The organism is Marinimicrobium hydrolyticum, assembly GCF_030848505.1.
Taxonomy (GTDB): domain Bacteria; phylum Pseudomonadota; class Gammaproteobacteria; order Pseudomonadales; family Cellvibrionaceae; genus JAVDDU01.
Window position 1 is genome coordinate 466,887 of record NZ_JAVDDU010000003.1, and the last position, 21,689, is coordinate 488,575.

Genomic DNA, 21,689 nt, shown 5'->3' on the forward strand with positions numbered 1-21,689 from the left:
TTTGTCGAGGTGATACTACCGAGGCTCGATCGCCGACAAGTGGCGCGCCACGGCCAGCCAGGAGCCCAGCAACCCCAGCAGGCCGGATAACAGCACCAATTGCACGCTGTGCGTCCAACCCAAGCCTTGCAGGCGAAACTGGCTCTGATAGAGATCCGCCAAATGGGCTACAGGCCCCGACAACCACCAGAGGCCGAGGCCCACCAACAGTAGAGCCAGCAAACCGCCCCCCATACCATACCAGAGGCCGGTGTACAGAAAAGGCCGACGCACAAACGCATCGGTGCCGCCCACAAGCTTCACCACTAGAATCTCATCACGGCGGTTTTCAATGGCCAGGCGGATGGTGTTGCCAATGGCCAACAACACGCCCAGTGCCAACAAGCCGGCCAAAGCCAACACCAGCCTCTGCCCCAGGCGCATGAGCTGTTGCAGGCGCGTGACCCAGGCCATATCCACACGCGCTTCGGCGATCAACGCTTCGCTTTCCAACTCCTGCTGCAAGGCCTCCAATCCCTCTGGTGTAATGCCCGCTTCAGCGGGAAAAACCAGCAGAACATCCGGCAGCGGGTTGCGCTCCAGCCCTTCCACCACACGGCCCAGGCCAGAATAGCGTTTGAATTCCTCCAGGGCGGCATCGGGTGGGATGTGCTCCACGCTGAGCACATCCGGTCGTTCCAGGATGCGCGTTTGCAGCGCGGAAATGGCATCGGGGCGGGCGTCGCGCTGAACAAATACCGACAACTGGCTGGACTCCTGCCAGCTGTAGCCCAGGTTCTGCACATTGCTGAGCGCCACATATAGGGCCGCCGGCAAGGCCACTGCTACCGCCACCACCAGCCAGGTGAGCAAGCTTTGCAGAGGCGTGCGCAGTAGTCTCGCCAAGCTCTCCGCCGCCGTGGTGCTGTGGTGGCCCACCCAGGAGTCCAGGCGGTCGGAAACTTTTGCCCTGCTTTGACTGGCGCCTTGCGGCACACGCCCGCCTTTACGTGCTGGGCTGCTGGCTCGCTCAGAAGGACGGCGGGGGTTCATGTCAGCACCCCATCATGCACGACTTGCCCTTTGGACAACCCCAGCACTCGCTTGCCCATACGCTTCAGCAGGCTAATGTCGTGGCTGGCGATCATGATGGTTACGCCCACTTCGTTAAACTGGCGAAACAGCTTCATGATATCGGCGGACAGCTCGGGATCCAGGTTACCCGTCGGTTCATCCGCCAACAGCAGCGGCGGCTTGTTCACCACCGCTCGGGCAATACCCACCCGTTGTTGCTCACCACCGGAAAGCACCACGGGGTTCTGGCGCTCCTTATCCAGCAAACCCACTTTATCCAAGGCGGCACGGACACGCCGACCCGTTTCGGCGGGTTGATAGCCGGCAATTTGCAGGGGCAGGGCGACGTTGTCGAAGACGCTGCGATCAAACAGCAGCTGATGGTTCTGAAAAACCACACCGACTTTGCGGCGGTAGTAGGGGATCTGGCTGCGGGAAAGGCGGTTGAGGTTGCGTCCATCCACAAAGACCTGGCCCTGGCTGGGACGCTCCATCAACATGATCAATTTCATCAGGGTGCTTTTGCCCGCCCCGGAATGGCCGGTCAGAAAGACCATCTCCCCCTGGGCGACCTCTAAATCCACCCGAGCGAGCGCGTCCTGCCCGTCGTAGCGCTTGCTGACACCGTCAAAACGAATCACGTGGGGATCCTCTTGTTACGCACCCCAATTACTCGCCGCGACTTCCGAACAGCGCTTCTACAAAGGGTTTGGCTTTGAAAGGTTGCAGGTCGTCCACACTCTCGCCGACGCCGATAAAGCGCACCGGCAGGTTGAACGATTTACTCAGTGCGAATACCACACCGCCCTTGGCGGTGCCGTCCAGTTTGGTCAGCACCAGGCCGGTGACGCCGGCCGTATCGATAAACTGCCGCGCTTGGCTGACGGCGTTTTGCCCGGTACCCGCATCGAGCACTAACAGTACTTCGTGAGGCGCACTGGCGTCCAGTTTGCCCATCACTCGGCGTACTTTGCTCAGTTCTTCCATCAAGTGATCTTTGTTGTGCAAGCGGCCTGCGGTGTCCGCAATAACCACATCCAGACCGCGGGATTTGGCCGCCTGCAGGGCATCAAAAATAACCGAGGCGCTATCGGCACCTGTGTGTTGAGCGATCACCGGTACGTTATTGCGCTCTCCCCACACCTGCAGCTGTTCCACTGCGGCGGCCCGGAAGGTATCGCCCGCGGCGAGCATGACTTTTTTGCCGTCGTTCTGCAGTCGTTTGGCCAGTTTGCCGATGGTAGTGGTCTTGCCTACACCATTTACACCCACCACTAAAATGACGTAAGGCTCCTTGCTGGTATCGATTTCCAGGGGTGCCTCAACCGGCTCCAACATGGCCGCCATTTGGTCGCGCAGAGCGGCGTATAGGGATTCTGGGCTGGAGAGTTGTTTGCGGGTCACGCCTTCGGTCAAAGCGTCGATGATCTGATCAGTGGCTTCCATACCCACATCGGCCACCAGCAATTGCGCCTCAATCTCATCAATCAAGTCATCATCGATGACTTTGCTGCCCAGGATCAGGTTGCCCATACCTTCGGTAAAATGGCTACTGGTTCGCGTCAGGCCTTTTTTGATGCGGGTAAAAAAGCTGCCGGCAGCGGGTTGGGCCTCGGGCTCTTCCGGCATAGCCACTGATGGTTTTTCCGGGGCTACTGAGGGCTCTTCAACTACCGGGGGTGAGCTCGACGCCTGATCTTCACCAGTGGGCTCATTACCAGTGGGTTCTGGAGTTTGCTCGGGTTTCTTTTTACGCTTGAAGAACATAGTGTAGGGCCTGAACTTATCGAACTGCTGGAAAGACGCTATCCTACCACTTTCGTTTCCGCTTTAGAGAGAGACTTGTTGAAAGCCAAACAACCCCAAGCCGAAAAACCCCTGCGCATCATCGGCGGCCGGTGGCGCGGCCGCAAACTGAATTTTCCCGCCATTGAGGGCTTGCGCCCCACCGGTGACCGAATCCGCGAAACCCTGTTTAATTGGCTGGCGCCCCACCTGCCGGGTGCCCGCTGCCTGGATTTGTTTGCTGGCTCGGGCGCCCTGGGCCTGGAAGCCCTGTCCCGGGGCGCCGGTGAAGTGGTGCTATTGGAAAAGAGCGCCCCGGCCTGCGAACAGCTGCGCAGCAATCTTGCTCTGCTGCAGGCCGAGGGCGCGACGTTAATCAATGAGGACAGCCTGCAATGGCTGAGTCGCGCTGATCCAGGGCCGGGCTTTGACGTGGTTTTTCTCGACCCGCCGTTCGAGCACAACTTCTGGCAAGCCAGCATTGAAGCCCTACACGCGCGTGGTTGGTTGGCGCCAGGGGCGGCTATTTATGTGGAATCCGGCCAGGATACTCCCTATGAAGTGCCGGAATCCTGGACCCTGCATAGAGACAAGTCCGCCGGGCAGGTGTGTTACCGACTCTATTGGCTCGACGAGTAGCTTTGGGGCAAGCTGGCAAGCGGACGGCATTTTCTTTACTATCGCGCTTTACGCCGCCCCGCGAACCAGGGCAAACCAAGGATTTTTTATGCGCAAAGTGGTCTATCCCGGCACTTTTGACCCCATTACCAATGGCCATATCGACCTGGTGGAGCGCGCCTGCCGGCTGTTCGATACGGTGGTGGTGGCGGTTGCCGACAGCAGCCGTAAAAAACCGCTGTTCACCCTGGACGAACGAGTAGAGTTGGTGAAAGGTGCACTGAGTCACTTGGATAATGTTGAAGTGTGCGGGTTTGACTGTTTGCTGGTGGACTTTGTCCGGCAGAAAAATGCCCAAGCCGTGCTACGGGGTTTGCGCGCGGTATCCGACTTTGAGTACGAATTCCAGCTCGCCAATATGAATCGAGCCCTGGCGCCGAACATGGAAAGCCTGTTCCTTACGCCCGCTGAGCATCTGTCCTACATCTCTTCCTCCATCGTGCGGGAAATTGCCACGTTAAAAGGGGACGTCAGCAAGTTCGTCACCCCATCAGTTGAAGCCGCTCTAGCCGCAAAATTTGCTCAACACTGACAAGCTACACAGTAAACGCTGCTGCGGTTGTTCATGCGGATTTCTTTGAGCTTTCGGTCGCAGGAGCGGCACGCCAAGCCGCCGCGCCCGTAAACCAACAATTGCTGCTTGAAATATCCGGGTTGACCGTCACCGCCCACAAAATCTCGCAAGGTTGTGCCGCCCTGATCGATAGAACGCTGCAGCACGTGCTTGATATCCTGCACCAACCGATCGCACTCCTTTCGGGTCAGGGCACCGGTTTTGCGGATGGGTTTAACCCCGGCGGAAAACAACGCTTCGTTGGCATAGATGTTACCCACCCCCACCACCGTTTTGCTGTCCATTAAAAACTGTTTAACGGGCACGCGGCGCTTGCGGCTGAGGCGAAACAGATACTCCGCATCGAAGGCCTCGCTCAATGGCTCCGGCCCCAAGTGACACAACAGCGGATGGTCTTCGGCTTCCCCTTCCGCCCACAACAAGCAGCCAAAACGGCGCGGGTCCCGGTAGCGCAGCACGCGGCCCTTGAATACCAAGTCGAAATGATCGTGAAAGGCGGGTGGCTCGTCGGGCTTCGCAATGCGCAAGCTGCCGGACATGCCCAAGTGAATCAGTGCCGTGCCGGACTCGAACCGCAGCAATAGGTACTTGCCGCGACGGCTTAGGTCTAACAATTTTTTGCCAGTAATCCGCTGCGCCAGGTCATCGGGAATCGGCCAGCGCAGGCTGGCCTGACGCACAGCCAGGGAGAGCACTTTTTGCCCCTGGATATGGGGCGCGATACCGCGCAGGGTAGTTTCGACTTCGGGTAACTCAGGCATAGCCACATCTCAAACTGACGAATCGTTATTATACAGACTCCGCTGAGTCAGTTTCTGATCCACCGTTTGATTGAACACACAGGTAAATTCGCTACCCTTGCCCACCTCACTACGGATTTGCAGTTCGCCTTCGTGCCGCAACAGCACATGTTTAACGATTGCCAACCCTAAACCTGCCCCACCAGTACTGCTGTTGCGACTTGCCTCCACCCGATAAAAACGCTGGGTGAGGTAGGGAATGTGTTTGCTCTCGAAGCCGGGGCCGTTATCTTGCACCGAAATGTGGACTTCCTGCCGATGCCGTTTCGCTTTCAGGGCAATCTTGCCTCCCGGCGGCGTGTACTTGATGGCGTTGGTCACCAAATTGGAAAAGGCACTGTGCAGTTCTTTTTCACTGCCCAACAGCTCAACACCGGCTTCACACTCCAGTGTGATGTGATGCCCCAATTCGCCACTCAATGCCTGAGCTTCGGTGTGAATACTGCGCAGCAACGGCTCCAAAGGCACGGGTTTTTGGTTGTAGCCCGCCTCAGCGGTTTCCAGTTTGGACAGCGCCAGCAAATCGTTCACTAACATCGCCATACGGCGCGCTTGTTGTTCCATCTGGGTTAGAGCTTTTTGCCACTGCGGCCCCAAGTTTGGGCTATCGCTTAGTGTTTCCAAATACCCGGTCAAAACTGTTAGCGGCGTGCGCAGCTCGTGACTGACGTTGGCCACAAAATCCTGGCGCATCTGTTCGAGTTTGTGCAATTGGGTCACGTCCCTAACCACCACCAAACGTTCAGCATTACCGAAACGGGTGATCTGGAACTGCAGTTGTTTACTGTTGAAACGCGGCGAGGGAATTTCCACCGGCTCGCCGTATTGACCTTCGTCAAAGTAACTGACAAAGCGCGGATGACGGACAAAGTTAATAATCGATTTGCCCTGATCACTGAGACGAAAACCGAGCAGGCGTTGAGCGGCGGGATTCCACCAATCCAAATAGCCGCGTCGATCCAGGATGATGACTCCATCACGCAGTGCTGAGGTGGTTTCCTGCACTCGGCTGATGACGGCTTCCAGACTGGCTTTTTCTTTTTCCTGGCGCCGCTGCATATGGTAGATGCGGTCGTAAACCTCGCCCCAGAAACGATTGGCCTCCGGAGGCGGTAGATCGCTGTTGGACAGCAGCCAACGATTAAAGCAATAGATTTGCCGCAGTGTATAGACCACGTAAATGGAGCTGGCCAGGAACAAAGCCCACCCCATGTGCCCGAACCACAGCCCCGCGATCAACCCCAGGGCTAGCAGCATTAATAAGCGCCGCAGTTCAGCGCTGAATCCTCGCAGCAAACTTGCTGTCTCCTTATTTTTAGTCGAAGTGGAGGAGAGGAAAGGATACCCTGTGTTTTGAGACACGCTGTATATACATCCTTGTACGCTCCGCGTCGGCATCCTGCCTCCGAGGGTCTCAAAACACAGGGTATCCTTTCCTGGCTAGCTCCGGAGTAATCCCGGTCGCTATGACTACTAACTCATTAAGGTTGGTAGCAATGAAATGGACCAATAACGATCTACTTCATTGTGAATCAATAGCCTTGTGCAGAAAACCGGTACCCGGTACCGCGCACCGTTTGTACCAGGTTCTCATGGTTATCGATGGACAGCGCCTTGCGCAAGCGCCGGATGTGAACATCCACCGTGCGCTCTTCCACATAGACGTTGCCGCCCCACACGTGATCAAGCAATTGGCTGCGAGTATAGGCTCTTTCCTGGTGAGTAAGAAAGAATTCCAGTAGGCGGTATTCGGTGGGTCCCAGGTCGATGCCCTGATCGTGAATGGTCACTCGGTGGCTACTGGGATCCAGACACAACCCCTGCACACAAATTTGCGTTGCGCCCGCCAGCGGGTCGGTACGGCGCAAAACGGCTTTGAGTCTAGCCACCAGCTCCCGAGGCGAGAAAGGCTTGGTGATATAGTCATCAGCACCCACTTCAAGGCCCTGAATTTTGTTGTCCTCCTCACCCTTGGCGGTGAGCAGAATAATGGGCACCTGAGCGGTCACTTCGTCCTGCTTGAGCCGGCGCGCCAGCTCCAGGCCACTGGTGCCCGGCATCATCCAATCCAGCAGTACCAGGTCCGGTCGTTTGTCGATGATCAGGCTATGAGCTTCCTGGGCATTACCCGCCTCCAGGCATTGGTAATCCGCCATCTCCAGTGCCACCCGCAGCATATCGCGAATGGCGGTCTCATCGTCGACAATAAGAATGGTGCGCGTTGCCATAAATCCGCCTGTCAGTGATCGAGTCCAGCACCCTGCAGGCCGTTGAAAAACGTTTTCGAGGCAGGTGATGCAAGGCAAAAACAGGCGAAAAAGCGGAGTTTATGTGGAATAAATGAGCATTTTGAGCCTGTTTTTAACGCCGCATCGGCCACGCAGATAGTTTTTCAACAGCCTGCAAAGATGTGCCTATGCCAGCACATTAAACACGCTCAGTGTTACACATTTGTGACAAACAAAATATTTGGCGCCCTACGCAGCGGATCAACCCACGGCAAAATCCAGCACTAGCCCCACGAAAATGGCGAAACCCACCCAGTTATTATTCAGAAAAGCCCGGAAGCAGGGGCCGCGTTCCCGGTGGCGAATCAGGTACTGCTGGTAGACGAACAGGCCCGCAGCCACGGTCAGGCCCAGGTAGTAAAAAGTCCCCAATTCAAACCGCCCGCCGACCATGATCAGCGCGTAGAGCGTCATCAACTGGAGAATGCCGGTGATGGCGCGATCCATATCGCCAAATAAAACCGCTGTGGACTTCACTCCAACGCGCAGGTCGTCGTCCCGGTCCACCATGGCGTAAAACGTGTCGTAGACCACGGTCCAGAGCACCACAGCGGTGTACAACAGCCAGACATCTTCGCCCAGGGTGCCCCGCTGAGCGGCGAAGGCCATGGGCACAGCCCATGCGAACGCCGCCCCCAACACCACCTGGGGCAAATGGGTGTAGCGCTTCATAAACGGGTAGCAAAACGCCAAGCCCACGGCGACAAAGGACAGCTTGACGGTAAAGGCATCGGTAAGCAGCACCAGCCCAAACGCCAGCAGGCAGAGCACCACAAACAGAATGATGGCTTCGCGACTAGACACCTCGCCAGTGGCCATGGGGCGGTCGCGGGTGCGTTTGACGTGGCCGTCAATCTTGCGATCGGCAAAATCGTTAATGACGCAGCCGGCAGAGCGCATGAGAAATACGCCCAGCATAAAGATGATCAGCAAGTGCCAGTGCGGGAATCCGCCCGCCGCCAACCACAAGGCCCAGAGCGTGGGCCAAAGCAGCAGAAAAGTGCCGATGGGCCGATTCAAGCGGGTCAGGCGCAGGTATACCCAGAAACGTTCCTGACATAAGGCCAACAGAGGATGGACTTTGCGCGGTTTTGTCGTTCGACGTTTAGACGGCTGTTTCATAAGGATAACGTGCGTGTGAAATGTGGCAAAAAGACTTCACTCACCAACAGGGGTTTATTGTCCAATCGGAACACGGAACGGCGCCCCCACAGTGGCTCACCGGCGCTCAACTCCGCTGGCACATAGCCCTGGGATGGCTGAATACGGCTGATCTCCAACCCCCCGCGCTGCAAGTCCGGCTGCGCAAACAAAAATGCCCCCAGCGGGCGATCGCGCAGGTAGCGCAGGCACCTCAAGCGGCCCGCCAGGCTGGTCAAAGGCACCAAACTGCGGGCGAACACCCAGGGTTGGCCGCGTCCCAGTAATAACACCTCCCGTACCAGTGCCTGACGACCGGCCGGTATACCCAGCAAGCGCTGCTCGGACAGCAGTGGGCGAGCCACCGCCTGGCGTAACACCCGCACCCGAAAGTCGCCGTCACTGTGGGCCACCAACTTGGCGGTCAGGGACCCTTGATCCAGCAGCCAGGGCCTCAGCGTGCGTGGCGGCGCCACCAGCTGGCTCTGCCAACACGCCTCTGGAAACCAGCGCGGAGCGGACCACCCGCTGCGACGCTGGGCTTGGCGCGGGAGCTGGGCTGGAGCCTGGGGCATAAGTGCCGACAAAAAACTTCCCTCAACGGCGTGGGCGAAAAACCGGCATTCTAACAGGTTCTGCGGGGGCCGCACTTTACCGCGCCCAGCGGGCTTGATTTAATGACTAGCCGGTAACAGCGCGCCCACCAATAACAATAGAGAAGCTTATGAGTCTGACAAAACGCATTATTCTGGCCATGGTTCTGGGTATCGTCGTAGGGGCGGTGATCCACATGATCCCGGCGCTGGATGAAACCCACGCATTCTACCGCTGGGTGGTGGATGGCCTGTTCGATGCCGTGGGTCAGATATTTATCGCCTCTTTGACCCTTCTGGTGGTGCCCCTGGTGTTTGTGTCCCTGGTGTGCGGCAGCGCCACCCTGGGTGGGGACAGCCGCCTGGGCTATATGGCCATGAAGACCGTCGGCCTGTATCTGCTGACTACCGCTTTGGCCATCACTATGGCGTTGAGTCTCGCCACCCTGCTCGGGCCGGGTAAAGGCGTCGACTTGGCCACGCCGGAAGCGGCGGAGTTTTCCGGCGTGGAAGCGCCTTCCATCAAAGATACCCTGATCAACATCATGCCCAGCAACCCCATCAACGCCATGGCCGAAGGCAATATGCTGCAGGTGATCGTGTTCGCGCTACTGCTGGGTATCGCCATTGCTCGCACCAGCGGTGCGCCCAGCCGCTACATGCTGGAATTTTTCAACAATTTGAACACCGTCATTCTCAAGCTGGTGATGATCCTCATGCAACTGGCTCCTTATGGGGTCTTTTGTTTGTTGGCCAAACTGTTTTCTGAACTGGGCTGGGGAACCATAGCCGACCTCGGTTTTTATTTTGCGGTGGTGTTACTGGCACTGCTGCTGCACGGTTTGGGCGTCTACAGTTTATTGCTGAAATTTTTTACCGGCCTGAACCCACTAACGTTTCTGCGTAAGATGCAACCGGTGATTGTGTTCGGTTTCAGCACCGCCTCCAGCAACGCGACTTTGCCAGTAACCTTGCGCACGGTAGAAAAAGACTTGGGCGTGGACAACCGCGTGGCATCATTCAGCGTGCCCTTGGGAGCCACCATCAATATGGACGGCACCGCCATCATGCAGGGTGTCGCCACGGTATTTATCGCTCAAGTGTATGGCATCGACATTGGCCTGGCAGGCTATCTTTTGGTAGTGCTTACCGCTACGCTCGCCTCCATCGGCACCGCCGGCGTGCCAGGCGTAGGCATGATCACTCTGGCCATGGTTCTGCAGCAAGCGGGGCTACCCGTGGAAGGCGTAGCCTTAATCATCGGCGTCGACCGACTGCTGGACATGGTGCGCACGGCCGTGAACATCACGGGTGATGCGATGGTGTCGACGGTGGTGGCCGATAGTGAAACGCTTTTGGATCGGGAGAAATTCATCAGTTCTGGAAAAGGCGAGCGGTGAGCGACCGGTTAAACCCGAACCGACTGACATAAACCGTTAGGTACTAAACCAGCACAGTCCTCGGCGACCTCCCACGCTGAGGTGCTACTAGTGCCTTCACTTTTTAGCGTCAATGCGTACAAGAGGCATGAACATGCCTAGCGCGCTGACAAATCCGGCAACCATGTAAACGACCAGGTAAGACCTTGCGGATATCCCTTTTTCTTGGAACCACAAGTTTGGATCGAAGAACTGCAAAACCAACCACGCAAGACCGACATTCCCTACCAACACCAGCGCTATTGAAGGTATCAGCGGGAGCCGAAGCTGGAATCCATAGGCCAAGGATCGCGGGTCATTTTCATGTTCGGTTGATACGCTTCCCCTAAGCTCTCCACACAACACGCTATACATTATTCCAACCAACACCGCTGTAACTCCGGCGGCAACTATCAGCAAAGGTAACCCTAGCTTGAGAGCAATCAGCGGCGGAGTCACTATCAGATAAAAGTAAAGAACGTTGCGTTTAAAAACAACTACTGACATAACGAGTAGCGAGGCTGCCCACAACCAGGCGAAAGGGGAGGTAACATCAAGCATGCGTCAAAAGCCCCTGTCTGGGTCAGTATGGGTGCCTTTTATATACTAATTCTGCCTGACGGAGATAGTAGAATTTTCTCTGACCTAGAATGAAAAAACCGCTGCCCGAATGAGCAGCGGTAAATCGTAACAAGCCTCTAGATGCACCCCTAGTATTCAAACTCGGATTGTTTGATGATCTGCAAGCTGACGCCTTTGACGTCTCTGACGAAAAGTACGATTTCTTCACGCTGGAGAACGAAATCGGGATTTGGCGCCGGCAAGGTATTGGTTGCCGATGTTGCATTGGCGACGACTCGAGGATCCCCCAACACACGCTCGAAATCAACCAGACCTTGAGCGCCCTCGCCACCCTGGTAATGGCGCCAGATATCGTAACCATTAACGCTATAACCCTGAGGTAAGGTCCAACTCATGGCGAAAGCGTTACCATCGAGGGTAGCCTCGGTAATGGTCGGGACCCCCTCCACCGTGACTGGAGCACCTTGCCGAACAAAGATGGGTACCGTCTCCTCCGCTCGACGGACTTCTGGGTCTTCGCTGGTCACCGTGTAGCGAGTGACTGAAAACTCTTGCCCGCTTTGCATGGCGAAAAGCGTTTGCAGGTTCTCCTCATGCAGTACAAAACCGAGGCCAAAGTCGTCTTCACAGTTATCCGTCTGGCCAACCGTTCGCCCCGGCGATGGAAGCTGCAAGCTATGTGCACCATGCAAACCCGGGCCGGTAAAAACGAATACCTGGTCTGTACTGCACGCGTCGTAGCCGGTAAAGGTACGGCGCTCCACTCCCGTACCCAGGAACACGCTGGGCTGGATGATCCCGTTCAGAAGATCAGCGTTCGCAAACTGGTATCTTGGACCAAGGGATGCCCACCAGGGGTTACCATCGCCAACCATCTGCCAATTGGCGTTGCTGCCATCATCGCGGAACAACATAGGGCCATTATTTTCCGTCGCCACCCACAACTTGACCTCGTTCGGCGACCCAGGCGTAACGCTAAAAACTCCCCAGTTGAGGAAATCATTACGTATTTCGTCGGCCAGATATTGCGCTTCCTCTTCGTCACCCCAGAGGTCGACCAGTGATGCTTTGTCTATGCCATTAATGAGCAAATCATCGGCAAGAAGTGCGGCGACCTCATCGGCAAAACCGCTGTCACGTTCCGCGACGGGGATGCTCGCCAATTCCACCAACCGTTCCAAGACTGAACCGGCACCCAGAATCAACTCAAAATGGGTAGCCAGCGAACCCCCCGCTGCCAGCGATTCGGTGCCGCTCTCTGTATTGGCAAAGTCATTGGTTATGCTATCGCCACTCACTCTATTGCGAATGGTGGCTACGCCTGTATCCTGATTGATGCTGATGTCCAGTACATCCAACACCGCATCGAAGCCGGAGCGGTTTGCACTGAATGGTGAGGTCAGTAAATTGAAATCTCCGCTCAGCTCGAAGGCTTCCAAAACAGGCTGCAAGCGGGCAGCGAGTCTGCTCGATTCCTCCTGCACGGCCGATTCGGTGAGTAAACTGAAGTCCGGGGCGTTGAAAAAGTTCTTCGGGCTTTCTCCCATCACATTAGCCACCACGAGATCGGTGAGCGGGGTAATGTTCACGGTACCGCCGAGATTGTCTGTAAAGGCAACCGACAACAGCTGATAAGCCTGGCCGCCGGAGACCCCTGAAGCATACAGTAAGTAAGGTGGGGTCAGGTCCGACAGGTCAAGCTGGAACTGGCCGTCTTCGGCAATATTGCCGGACACAGAGTTGCCTTCGCTGTCCTTCGCTGCAACAAAGCCAGAAATTGGTGCACCTGCTGCTGCAGTACCCGCAACGGACGTCTCAGGTACTTCCGGGGGGTCAGTGACAACGGGAGGAGGGTCCGTAACCACTGGCGGGGGATCGGTCGTTACAGGTGGAGGATCCGTAGTCACAGGTGGGGGGTTAGTCGTCGAAGGAGGGGGCGATGATGATGAGCCACCGCAGCCGTGCAAACCTAATGCAAACAATAAAATTAAACCGTACTGTAATCCCGCTGAAATTTTCATTTCTTTAGCCTCTTAAGGCGCACTCCCAACCCTACGGAGCACTATCAGTCAATGGAAACAAGCCGAAAAGCCGACACCAGGGTTGGCAACCGAAGCCATCCCGACATCAGTTTGGAAGTTGCAAGGCGTCTATAGCCGCTGTTTTTCGAGGGTAACGGTACGATAGGAGGCGGCCATACGGCATCATCAATATTGGGTATAAAGTCACTGTCCCAGCCCATTTCCACCTCCCTTTCTTCTATCTCCCTTGCTCCTACTACGGATTTTCGGCCTACGCATACCCAATTTTGAGGATGCGTGGCGCAATTTTCTTTCTTAATCTGGGGAGGTTGTATTAAGACCGATTAATCACTCTTTCACGAAGGAAATCTCCATGCGCATACTCAACGTTGGGGTACTTGCCCTGGTATTAGGGCTGGTCGCTTGTGGTGGCGGCGGCTCGGGCGACACCAAAAACCCCGGTAGTTCTAGTAGCTCTAGTAGCTCCAATAGCTCGAGTAGCTCATCGGCGAACTCCAGTGATGGGGGTAGTAGCTCCAGCAGCGCTAGCGCCAGCTATACCGTAAGCACTAATCCTGGCTCGAGAGTCACAATGGAGCCGGCAAGTGCCAGCATCTCTGACGGCGGTACGGCGAGCTTCACCGTCACAACGGAGGTCGGCTACCGGGTTAGTAGTATCGCCGGGTGCGGCGGTGACTTTGATGCAACGACCGGTATCTACACAACCGGCGCCGTGACTTCTGACTGCACCGTGTGGGCCGATGCCCAGTTGGCGGTGAATCTCGTCCCTTACACCATTACCGCGACCACCCCCTCTATCATCACTATGATCCAACAGGTCGTCGACCGTGCGACGGGCGAACCTATTACCACGTTGGTCGTGGACGACTTCCTGGTCGAAGAAAATGACGAACCCATTGCGCCTCGCGAAGCATTTCTGGATCTCGAACCTATCGAGAACATCCCCTATGAACTTAAAACAGTGCTGATGCTCGACGTCAGTGCGAGCTTGACGGCTTCCGACCTCGTGCAGGTAAAAGCAGCGGCTGTGAGGATTGTCGAAAGCATTAAAGACTATCAACAGGTGGCCGTGTATGTTTTTGACGATACCGTCCGTACCGTTATCGGATTCACGAGCGATGCCGAGGCGTTAACCAACGCCATTGAGGGAATCACTCGTGGGGGCCCTTCGACGAACCTTTACGGGGCTGTGGCTTTTGGTTTTAGTCGCTGGAGCAACTCGTTCAGCCTCGAACAGGTAACCCAGGGCACTTTGATTCTAATTACAGACGGCAACGATACGGCGGCCAGCTCCACACTTGAGGCCGCACTCACCGCCAAAGGGGACCGTGAATTCTTCGCTCTGACCGTGGGTGATGACATCAATTTGGATCCTCTCGTGCAGATAGCGCTCGGCCGGGATTTGGAAACTGTTAGTCAGGCTGACCGATCACTGGCAGCACGACGCCTCCTCAACGTGACAGACTACAGCGAAGTTGACGCCGGCCTGCAACAAATTGCCGCCGAGATGGAACGTCTCACCCAGGGGCTGTACTTCCTTTACTATGCGACACCCAAGCGCGCGGGCACTCATTCAGTTCGTGTGACCATTGCGGACAATGCTTGGTGCACGAGTGCAGAGCCGAATTGTACTAGAGCCCTGAATGGGACTTTTACAGCAGACGGATTTTCCAATGTTACCCCAGAGTTAGTGTTGACCCACCCAGCTCCACTGCTAGTACCGGGCGGCAGCTATGCGCTCTCTGCTCGGGTCCGGTGGGACACGCCTCCCTTCAACTTTACTTGGAGCCTGAACAACCCGGACGGCCAGATGGACCTACTGGCAGACCCTATGGATTCCAGTAAAGCCACATTGGAGGTCGCTCCTGGTATCCAATTGAGCCGGGCTACTGTCGTCGCTCAAGTGATGGAGCTACCCGACCTGCACGAAGAAGTGGAATTCGTCGCGGGCATCCCCCTAAGCGGACCCGAGGGTTTGATAGACATCGAGGCCAAAATTCGACTTTCAACAGCGGCGCCCACTCTTCTGCTGACCGCCGATATCGACTGTGAACGATGCATTTGGTCAGTGGATGATACATCGATTGCAATGTTAGACACTGACGTTGGACAGAGTGTAACGCTAGAAAGTAGCATCAACCTCGGTCTAACCACGCTCACGGTATGGGATCCCGACAGCGGTTTGTCGACCGATTATTCGGTCGAAGCTGGCTTTATAGTTGATACAAGTGTTCGCGCTGGCGTGATTGCGAACAGTACCTACACCCTAGCGTTAAACTCAGACGGTAGTTTGTGGTCCTGGGGAAGCAATAGTAATGGTCAGCTAGTCCATGGCGATACCATTAATCGCATTAGCCCCGAACGAGCACGAACCATCCAAAAAGGGGCGAGTGTGGCGACGGGTGGCAGCTATACATTTATTCTTGACCCAGACGGTCGCCTATGGGCCGTAGGAAGAAACAATGCTGGACAACTTGGCCTCGGCGATACCACCAACCGGACCAACCTCGAACGGGTAGGTGTATCAAGTGATTGGGCAAGCGTCTCAGCGGGCAGTCTTCACACGCTAGGCATCAAACTCGATGGCAGCCTTTGGGCCTGGGGACGTAACAACTCTGGTCAACTTGGCCTCGGCGATTTCATTGACCGTACCAGCCCCGAGCGCATCGGCACGGACAACGACTGGGCTAGCGTGACGATCGGCAGTAATTCTTCACTGGGGATAAAGTCTGACGGTAGTCTTTGGGCATGGGGAAATAGCGAACATGGACAGCTCGGCCTTGGCGAAGTTGTTAACCAAAGCACCCCCCAGCGAGTGGGTACCGCCAATGACTGGGAGCAAGTGATTTCCGGCGGCGCACATGTGCTAGCCATCAAAGCCGATGGCAGTCTCTGGGTCTGGGGCCTTAACAACTCCGGTCAGCTTGGCCTCGGTGATTTTACTAACCGTACCAGCCCTGAACGACTCGGTACGTCCAACGATTGGATGGACGCGGCGGCCAATGGCCAGCTTACGGCAGCCATCAAATCGGACGGCAGTTTATGGGCGTGGGGATCGAACAACTTTGGGCAGCTTGGCCTAGGTCATTATTCTAACCGTAGTAGCCCCGAGCGAGTAGGAACGGCAAGTGATTGGGTAAGTGTGACGGTTAGCGCCACACATGCCTTGGCTGTAAAATCGGACGGCAGTTTGTGGGCTTGGGGACGTAACGGCTCTGGTCAACTTGGCCTCGGCGACACGGTTGATCGCACCAGTCCGGTTCCAGTGGACAGTCCACTCATCGACTAAGTAAAAGAAAAGTTTACACCAAACAGTGCGGCTACCAAGCTATGGTTTGCCGCGCTGTTTTGGACTTTTGTGGGACACCCAAGCTCTACTTCTACCTCATTCCTTTACTGATTATTTGGAGCTGGTCGACTGGACGGGTCGAGCGGCACGCGATGATAAGCTCGGGCATATTTCAGCGAACCTGCCGCCGATTCTTCAATCCGCCCATATAGGCGTAGCCGCTTCCTCTCGCCACATCACCATCCAGCCGATGAAGGCTGACGGCCTGCTTTGGCTCCAAATACCTGTTTCGATCCTCAGAAATCCAACATTAACCTCGCGTTCCTTTACACCCAAATTCCTGCGATCGATACGGCGAAAGCTGCGCTCATTTTGTGCATACCTTCCAAAAGGTGGGTATCCTCTATTACTTCTTAGAAAGCAACTTGTACATGGAGCTTGTGCTGCCTTGCTAGTGTGTTAGAACAGACGGGACCAGTGAGCCGTTGGGGCAATCAACTGGTCGCCCGTGCCCTTGATATCTTCCACGTTTATTCACTTGTCTTTATCTAAATCCCTCCTTGATCTAAAGAAATGTACTTGACCTAGCACTACAGCACTACCCCCAATGAAAACACTCAAAAAACATATAGTTAAACCAACCTTTTCATAGCCCAACTTTGCGATTAGAAAACCAACAACAAAAGACAAGAAAGCTTCTAAACCTACCTTAGTATACTTGAAGTGCGTTCGCACAATTAGCTCCTCACGCAATCCACTGAAACTTTGCAAAACTGAGAACCCCGGCCGGCCCCGTGGATTTGGATTGGAAGTACCGTAAGGCCCTCCATATTGCCCCGCACTACAACCTTGACCCTCAAACCCCTCAGCTGCCACCTAGAAATAAGCTACCCAACCACACGACCAACACAAATGTCAGAAGTGTTCCCAACCCCACCACCAATAGGAACTTAGACTGATCTCCATACTTTATAACTTCCCTATTGCCAGTCCTTCTATAATCTCCTGACAAAAGGTAGCGCACAAACAACCCCGAGCTACGCGCATTCATTGACATATCGAGCCGCGGAGATCCTATCGCCTCCCACTCACCAGAGTAATTCGACTCTAGAAGTTCGATAAACTTTCTTACATTTCTAAAATACAGAGGAACTGTAGCTAGTGAAAACAGAAGTAACACCAAAGAAATAAATCCCAAAAATGATTCCATAATTAGACGTCCCATTAATGATCGTACGTATAACCAAAGTCAGAAAATACACTGTTTTCACGCAATCGATCTTACAGCCAGCGCACACCAAAAAAGGCAGGAGCTACGCTGCCTGCCTTTTTTGGTGGTTTCAACACAGTCTTAGAAAAACCGTTTATCTGTTCACGCTTGTCACTGCACTGACAACTCGATACTACCGGTATGCACCTCGCCATCCTTCGTTTCATAGGCATAATCGAAATGCACGCGGTTTTCACTGGCTTCTGTATCGTCAGCCATATGCTCTGAGACTGTCGTGCGGTACCAGTAGCCGTCTTCGATTGCTGCGCCAGCCATAAGTGTCATGAAGTGTGAAGTTTGGAGGTTTTCATTTTCCGCCAGACCGAGGGCATAAACCTTGCTGCCCTGGGAGACGTTACCGTCACGAACGATGTTGTAAGTGGTGTTATAAAGTTGAGTATTCCCGTTTCTAACAGCGGCAGTTTTACGCAGGGTTAGGCTGTTCAGGTTTTCAATCGACAACGGCAGCATCAAATACACAGTACTGCTCCAGTTGTTCGGGTTGGCCTCATCTCCGGCAGTATTCTCCGATACTATAGCCTCGCCGTTTTGGGTGTAGTTATTGTTGTCCAGCGTGATGTCGTTAATATCAAAGGGTTCACTTGAGAGGACGGAGAAAGTCAGTTGGTCATTGTGTGTGTCCGCGTGCTGATCAGCCAACACATCAATCACCGTACCAACGTCGTACTTGTAGCTGAACCCTGACTCCAGGTCAGTGCCGGGCGTCAAAGTGAGCATGGTGTCGTTCAGGCTCAATGATGTTTCAACATCCATATCGATGTCATGCCAAGTCACAAAGGTAGTGCCGGGCAGGACCAGATCATCTTCACTGTCATCGCCCCGGACAACCGTAATCGCGTTGAGCTGTTTTAATGTTACGGATTGCGCCAACAGTTCAATAGGACTGGAATAGAAAAACTTGGCCGCATAGTCTGGAGCAGTTGCCGTTGCGGACCGGGTGACTAGGCGCAAGTCAGACGATGGAGTGGATAGTCTGGGCCGAACCACTAGGTCCAACGTCTCGGTTGAGCTGGGTACGTTGAAGCCCAACTGGGCATCATTGCCGGAGCTGCTGACGTAGAACGATTGGCCTTGGCTGCTTTTCCAGATGCTGATGCTGGCACTCCCGTAGTGCTGGTCCCCAATTGAGAACGCGGGCAACAATACTTCCAACTCCGATTTCATTTCTACGTTCAGCACGTACTGCTGCGTTGCCGCATCAAAGCTCGCTTCTTGCCGGCCGTTAATCTGATCCACTGTGGTTAGCAACAGGTCGTCACTCAGTGTTTCCAGATCGACATCCAGCACGGAAATGCGCAACTCCAGAGAGTGCCAGTCATCAGCTGGGCGCTGCAAATAAATGGTACCTACCGATGCCAGGTGTGACGAGCTGTAGCTCAGAGTATTGCTCGAAAAGTTGGAATTAGGTTCCCAATCCCGCTCCCCGTCCCCGTTCAAATCCAGATTGGCCCTGATCGTGGTACTGATCATTGTGGGCACGGTAATGCGATATTCTCCAGTGTCTTCATCAAAATTGGACGTATGACGATAAGCAGTGGCTCCGGAACCACTGCCCATATGGGATTCAGCGTAGAAGTTCAAACCGGAAATGGGGTCTTGTGTTTTTTCATCAAGCACATAGAAGTTGAGGGTTTTGCCGCCGGATACTCCGATGCGACCGACGTCTTGATATACAACACCCGTGTCGGCACCACGGGTCGTGGCCAATACAGCGCGGTCAAGAAATTCGTCGGAGTCGCTGCGCAGAACCAAGATGTAGTTAGAGGCCGTAGGCAGGCCTTCGATCTCAAAACCGCCGTTGGTCACGGCAACCGGTTCGCCCCAGGCCGAGCCGCCGATGCGGATCTCCGCTGTGGCGTCGCTAACCGGTTGATCAGTGGCTAGGTTGAAGACTTCACCGTGGAGTGTGACCACCCCTGCGGCAGCGTCAGAGCCGGTGTAAGACGGGCTGTTTTGCTCACGCAAAATTTCATTTTGTTCGTTGAGCGCTCGGACCAGGTCAGGATCAGAGCTGTCTTTGACTTCAAGGCACGCGGTCAGGCCGCTGGCGAGAAAGACGATAGAAAAGAGTCGAATAGCAAAGCGTTTTAGTGGAATCATCCCTAATACCTTCGTTGTTATATGAATGGGTTTTGCAGCATTTACTTTAGAGGCTAAAGTGGCGCATGTCTAGATATGCGCCAGAAAAAGTGCTGTCTCACCCCAAGGGGCACAGAGAGAGGCTCTGAAGGAATGAGGATGTTATTGGCTAAAACCAGCCGCGCACCTCGTCAGGCAAGGGCCGGGACTTCCCCTGACCATCAACCCAGACGATTTTTGAATTCGCTTCGGCAGCGGGTTTATTCGGCTCGGCGCTGGTGTACATTTTGTAGTAAGCCATAAAGCTGGAGCGGCCGGGTTCGGCGGCAAAGCAGTCGATGCGGAGGGTTTCGGGGTAGATCACCGGCCTTAAAAAACTGCAGGCGATGGTGACCACAACGGGGTAGTTATCCGGCGAGATGGTGATATTTCGTTGCGACAGCCACTGAAAGCGGGCCTCTTCACAGTAGCGCAAATAGAGGGTGTTGTTCACATGCCCGAAGGCATCCATGTCGCCCCAGCGCAGGGGTATCTCGCAGGAAAAATGCGGCTCGCTGGCGGTCGTGTCCATGGCTTTACCTCCACTACTTCACCGATCAGCAAAGAACAATTGGCTTTGTATCCCCCGCTTAGGCAGGGGAAAGTTGTAGGGCAATATGATCCAGTTCTGCAGCCGACTCAATCACATTGGCCACAGTAGCGCGGGCCTTTTCCGGATCCAGACTTAGCTCGGTAAATATCTCGTCGGGGATGGCCAATTTGGGGCCACGGCCGACACCTTCTTGCAGCAGCAATCGCTTGGCCACAAAAACCAATTTGGCATAGCGGGCGTGCTCGCCCTGATAGCCCGGGTTGTTCTGATGACGCAGGCCTTGGGAAATTTCTTCGGGCATGGACCAGAGCGACATTAAGGTACCCGCGAGTTGGTCACGAGTCACACCCAATAGGTGGCGTTCGATGGTTTGAGGCATCACATGAGGGTTAGCCTCTGCCAAGCGGCAGTATTGGCTGAAATAGGGGGGGAACACTTCGGCCAGAATTAGGTAACCGAAATTGTGCAGCAAGCCCGCCAGGTAGGCCATGCCGAAACCGGGGCGCTCTTCCCGCGGAATTACCGTGACCAAGCCTTCAATCGTCGCAGCGGTGTACACCGCCTCTTGCCAATAATTTAAGTAACCATCGGGGCCGTCTTTGGGCAGTTGCAAGGTGCGACCAAGCGCTAACCCAAGCGCAAGGTTGAGCACCATATCAAAACCCAACACGCGAACAATGGCGTCGTGAATGGATTTGATTTTTCCGGGTGCTGAGTAATAAGGGGAAGCGGCCCAGCTGACCACTTGAGCCGACAGGCTGGGATCAGTTTCCACAATTTCGGCCAAGTCGCTGATGTCCGCTTCGGGATCCACGCGCAAATTAATAATGCGCTGAGCGGTTTCCGACAGGGGTGGCAACTCGAGGGTTTCTTCCAGGCGCTGCTGCATACGCAGTTGGGTGAAATTTTTCACCGCGCCCAGTATCTGTTCACTATCGTTTGCCGCGCCGCTGTCCTGTTCCAGCGGCGCCAGGGGAACTGCAATATCGCAAATGATGGCGTCTTCCAAAACCTGTTGGAAATCTTTGCGATCCAAATGCAACAGCTGCTCGTCATCACCCGAGTCCAGCAGCAGGCTCTCACGGTCCAGTAGACGGCGGTCGACCAGGGTGGGCAAATTGGCAAGCTTGGGCAAGGCGGGCACGGACTGCAGGCTGTGACTATCGCAAAACTGACGCACGTCTTCCAGGCCGGTGGCGCGCAGCTCGCGCTCCATCTGGCGATTAACCGCATTCAGGTCCAGCAGCGTGTCGGCGCCAACCACCGCCAGCACACGGCCGCGGCTATCCTCCAACAATACCGACTTGGCGGCGCCCACATTGCGTAAATGCTGATCGTGCCAGAGGGGCTGATTGTCAGCCCCCACGGGGGTGGCGGCAATGTCGTAGCGAATATTCTGGTCATTGAGCAATGACTCAACGCTCGTTGGTACTGGCACGATCGACTCCTTGTTTTATTGTATGGCCGCCCAAGGGCGGCGCATAA

At 55.1% G+C, this 21,689-nt stretch carries 17 protein-coding genes; 4 read left to right on the forward strand and 13 right to left on the reverse strand.

Features of this window, described 5'->3' with window-relative positions:
• Positions 1-15: 15 nt before the first annotated feature.
• Genes ftsX through ftsY form a run of 3 tightly spaced genes read right to left on the reverse strand, consistent with a single transcriptional unit; the run spans position 16 to position 2,820 of the window.
• Positions 16-1,032 carry a permease-like cell division protein FtsX gene (ftsX, locus tag RBH33_RS08170; protein WP_306731667.1) on the reverse strand — a complete coding sequence of 339 codons (1,017 nt, stop codon included), beginning with the start codon at positions 1,030-1,032 and terminating at the stop codon, positions 16-18.
• Positions 1,029-1,694: a cell division ATP-binding protein FtsE gene (gene ftsE / locus RBH33_RS08175; RefSeq protein WP_306731668.1), complete on the reverse strand. Its 666-nt coding sequence runs from the start codon at positions 1,692-1,694 to the stop codon at positions 1,029-1,031. The genes ftsX and ftsE overlap by 4 nt, the downstream gene beginning before the upstream one ends.
• A 28-nt stretch (positions 1,695-1,722) precedes the next feature.
• Positions 1,723-2,820 carry a signal recognition particle-docking protein FtsY gene (gene ftsY / locus RBH33_RS08180; RefSeq protein ID WP_373568245.1) on the reverse strand — a complete coding sequence of 366 codons (1,098 nt, stop codon included), beginning with the start codon at positions 2,818-2,820 and terminating at the stop codon, positions 1,723-1,725.
• Between the two features lie 75 nt (positions 2,821-2,895).
• Between ftsY and rsmD the strand changes: the two genes are divergently transcribed.
• Both rsmD and coaD read left to right on the forward strand, forming a co-directional pair.
• Entirely contained in the window at positions 2,896-3,477 is a 582-nt protein-coding gene (gene rsmD / locus RBH33_RS08185; protein ID WP_306731669.1) for a 16S rRNA (guanine(966)-N(2))-methyltransferase RsmD, read from the forward strand.
• 88 nt (positions 3,478-3,565) lie between these two features.
• On the forward strand, positions 3,566-4,048 hold the full coding sequence (gene coaD / locus RBH33_RS08190; RefSeq protein ID WP_306731670.1) for a pantetheine-phosphate adenylyltransferase: 483 nt from the start codon (positions 3,566-3,568) through the stop codon (positions 4,046-4,048).
• Here coaD and mutM read toward each other — a convergent pair.
• From mutM to RBH33_RS08215, 5 genes are all read right to left on the reverse strand, one after another.
• Entirely contained in the window at positions 4,039-4,851 is an 813-nt protein-coding gene (gene mutM, locus RBH33_RS08195; RefSeq protein ID WP_306731671.1) for a bifunctional DNA-formamidopyrimidine glycosylase/DNA-(apurinic or apyrimidinic site) lyase, read from the reverse strand. The two genes, coaD and mutM, sit on opposite strands and share 10 nt — an antisense overlap.
• Positions 4,852-4,860: 9 nt before the next feature.
• On the reverse strand, positions 4,861-6,186 hold the full coding sequence (gene phoR / locus RBH33_RS08200; protein WP_306731672.1) for a phosphate regulon sensor histidine kinase PhoR: 1,326 nt from the start codon (positions 6,184-6,186) through the stop codon (positions 4,861-4,863).
• Positions 6,187-6,422: 236 nt separating this feature from the next.
• Positions 6,423-7,118 (reverse strand): phosphate regulon transcriptional regulator PhoB, encoded by a 696-nt coding sequence (gene phoB / locus RBH33_RS08205; RefSeq protein WP_306731673.1) that lies wholly within the window; start codon positions 7,116-7,118, stop codon positions 6,423-6,425.
• Between the two features lie 261 nt (positions 7,119-7,379).
• Positions 7,380-8,300, reverse strand: coding sequence for a 4-hydroxybenzoate octaprenyltransferase (ubiA, locus tag RBH33_RS08210; RefSeq protein ID WP_306731674.1), 921 nt, complete (start codon positions 8,298-8,300; stop codon positions 7,380-7,382).
• Positions 8,297-8,905 carry a chorismate--pyruvate lyase family protein gene (locus RBH33_RS08215; RefSeq protein ID WP_306731675.1) on the reverse strand — a complete coding sequence of 203 codons (609 nt, stop codon included), beginning with the start codon at positions 8,903-8,905 and terminating at the stop codon, positions 8,297-8,299. Before RBH33_RS08215 ends, ubiA begins: the two co-directional genes overlap by 4 nt.
• Positions 8,906-9,042: 137 nt before the next feature.
• Between RBH33_RS08215 and RBH33_RS08220 the strand changes: the two genes are divergently transcribed.
• Positions 9,043-10,311 (forward strand): dicarboxylate/amino acid:cation symporter, encoded by a 1,269-nt coding sequence (locus RBH33_RS08220; RefSeq protein WP_306731676.1) that lies wholly within the window; start codon positions 9,043-9,045, stop codon positions 10,309-10,311.
• A gap of 96 nt (positions 10,312-10,407) precedes the next feature.
• On the opposite strand, the gene RBH33_RS08225 is transcribed toward RBH33_RS08220, so the two are convergent.
• Entirely contained in the window at positions 10,408-10,890 is a 483-nt protein-coding gene (locus tag RBH33_RS08225; RefSeq protein ID WP_306731677.1) for a hypothetical protein, read from the reverse strand.
• A 149-nt stretch (positions 10,891-11,039) separates the two neighbouring features.
• On the reverse strand, positions 11,040-12,647 hold the full coding sequence (locus tag RBH33_RS08230) for a hypothetical protein (protein ID WP_306731678.1): 1,608 nt from the start codon (positions 12,645-12,647) through the stop codon (positions 11,040-11,042).
• A 658-nt stretch (positions 12,648-13,305) separates the two neighbouring features.
• On the opposite strand from RBH33_RS08230, the gene RBH33_RS08235 reads away from it, so the two are divergent.
• The gene (locus tag RBH33_RS08235; RefSeq protein ID WP_306731679.1) at positions 13,306-16,242 is read left to right on the forward strand and encodes an RCC1 domain-containing protein; all 2,937 of its coding nucleotides are present in this window, start codon (positions 13,306-13,308) and stop codon (positions 16,240-16,242) included.
• A 1,381-nt stretch (positions 16,243-17,623) separates the two neighbouring features.
• Here RBH33_RS08235 and RBH33_RS08240 read toward each other — a convergent pair.
• The 3 genes from RBH33_RS08240 to RBH33_RS08250 all read right to left on the reverse strand — a co-directional run bounded on the left by RBH33_RS08240 (position 17,624) and on the right by RBH33_RS08250 (position 21,642).
• Positions 17,624-19,633, reverse strand: coding sequence for a hypothetical protein (locus RBH33_RS08240; RefSeq protein ID WP_306731680.1), 2,010 nt, complete (start codon positions 19,631-19,633; stop codon positions 17,624-17,626).
• 148 nt (positions 19,634-19,781) lie between these two features.
• Complete coding sequence (locus tag RBH33_RS08245) at positions 19,782-20,183, reverse strand: acyl-CoA thioesterase (RefSeq protein ID WP_306731681.1); 402 nt, start codon at positions 20,181-20,183, stop codon at positions 19,782-19,784.
• 58 nt (positions 20,184-20,241) lie between these two features.
• Entirely contained in the window at positions 20,242-21,642 is a 1,401-nt protein-coding gene (locus RBH33_RS08250; RefSeq protein WP_306731682.1) for an HDOD domain-containing protein, read from the reverse strand.
• Between the last annotated feature and the right edge of the window lie 47 nt (positions 21,643-21,689).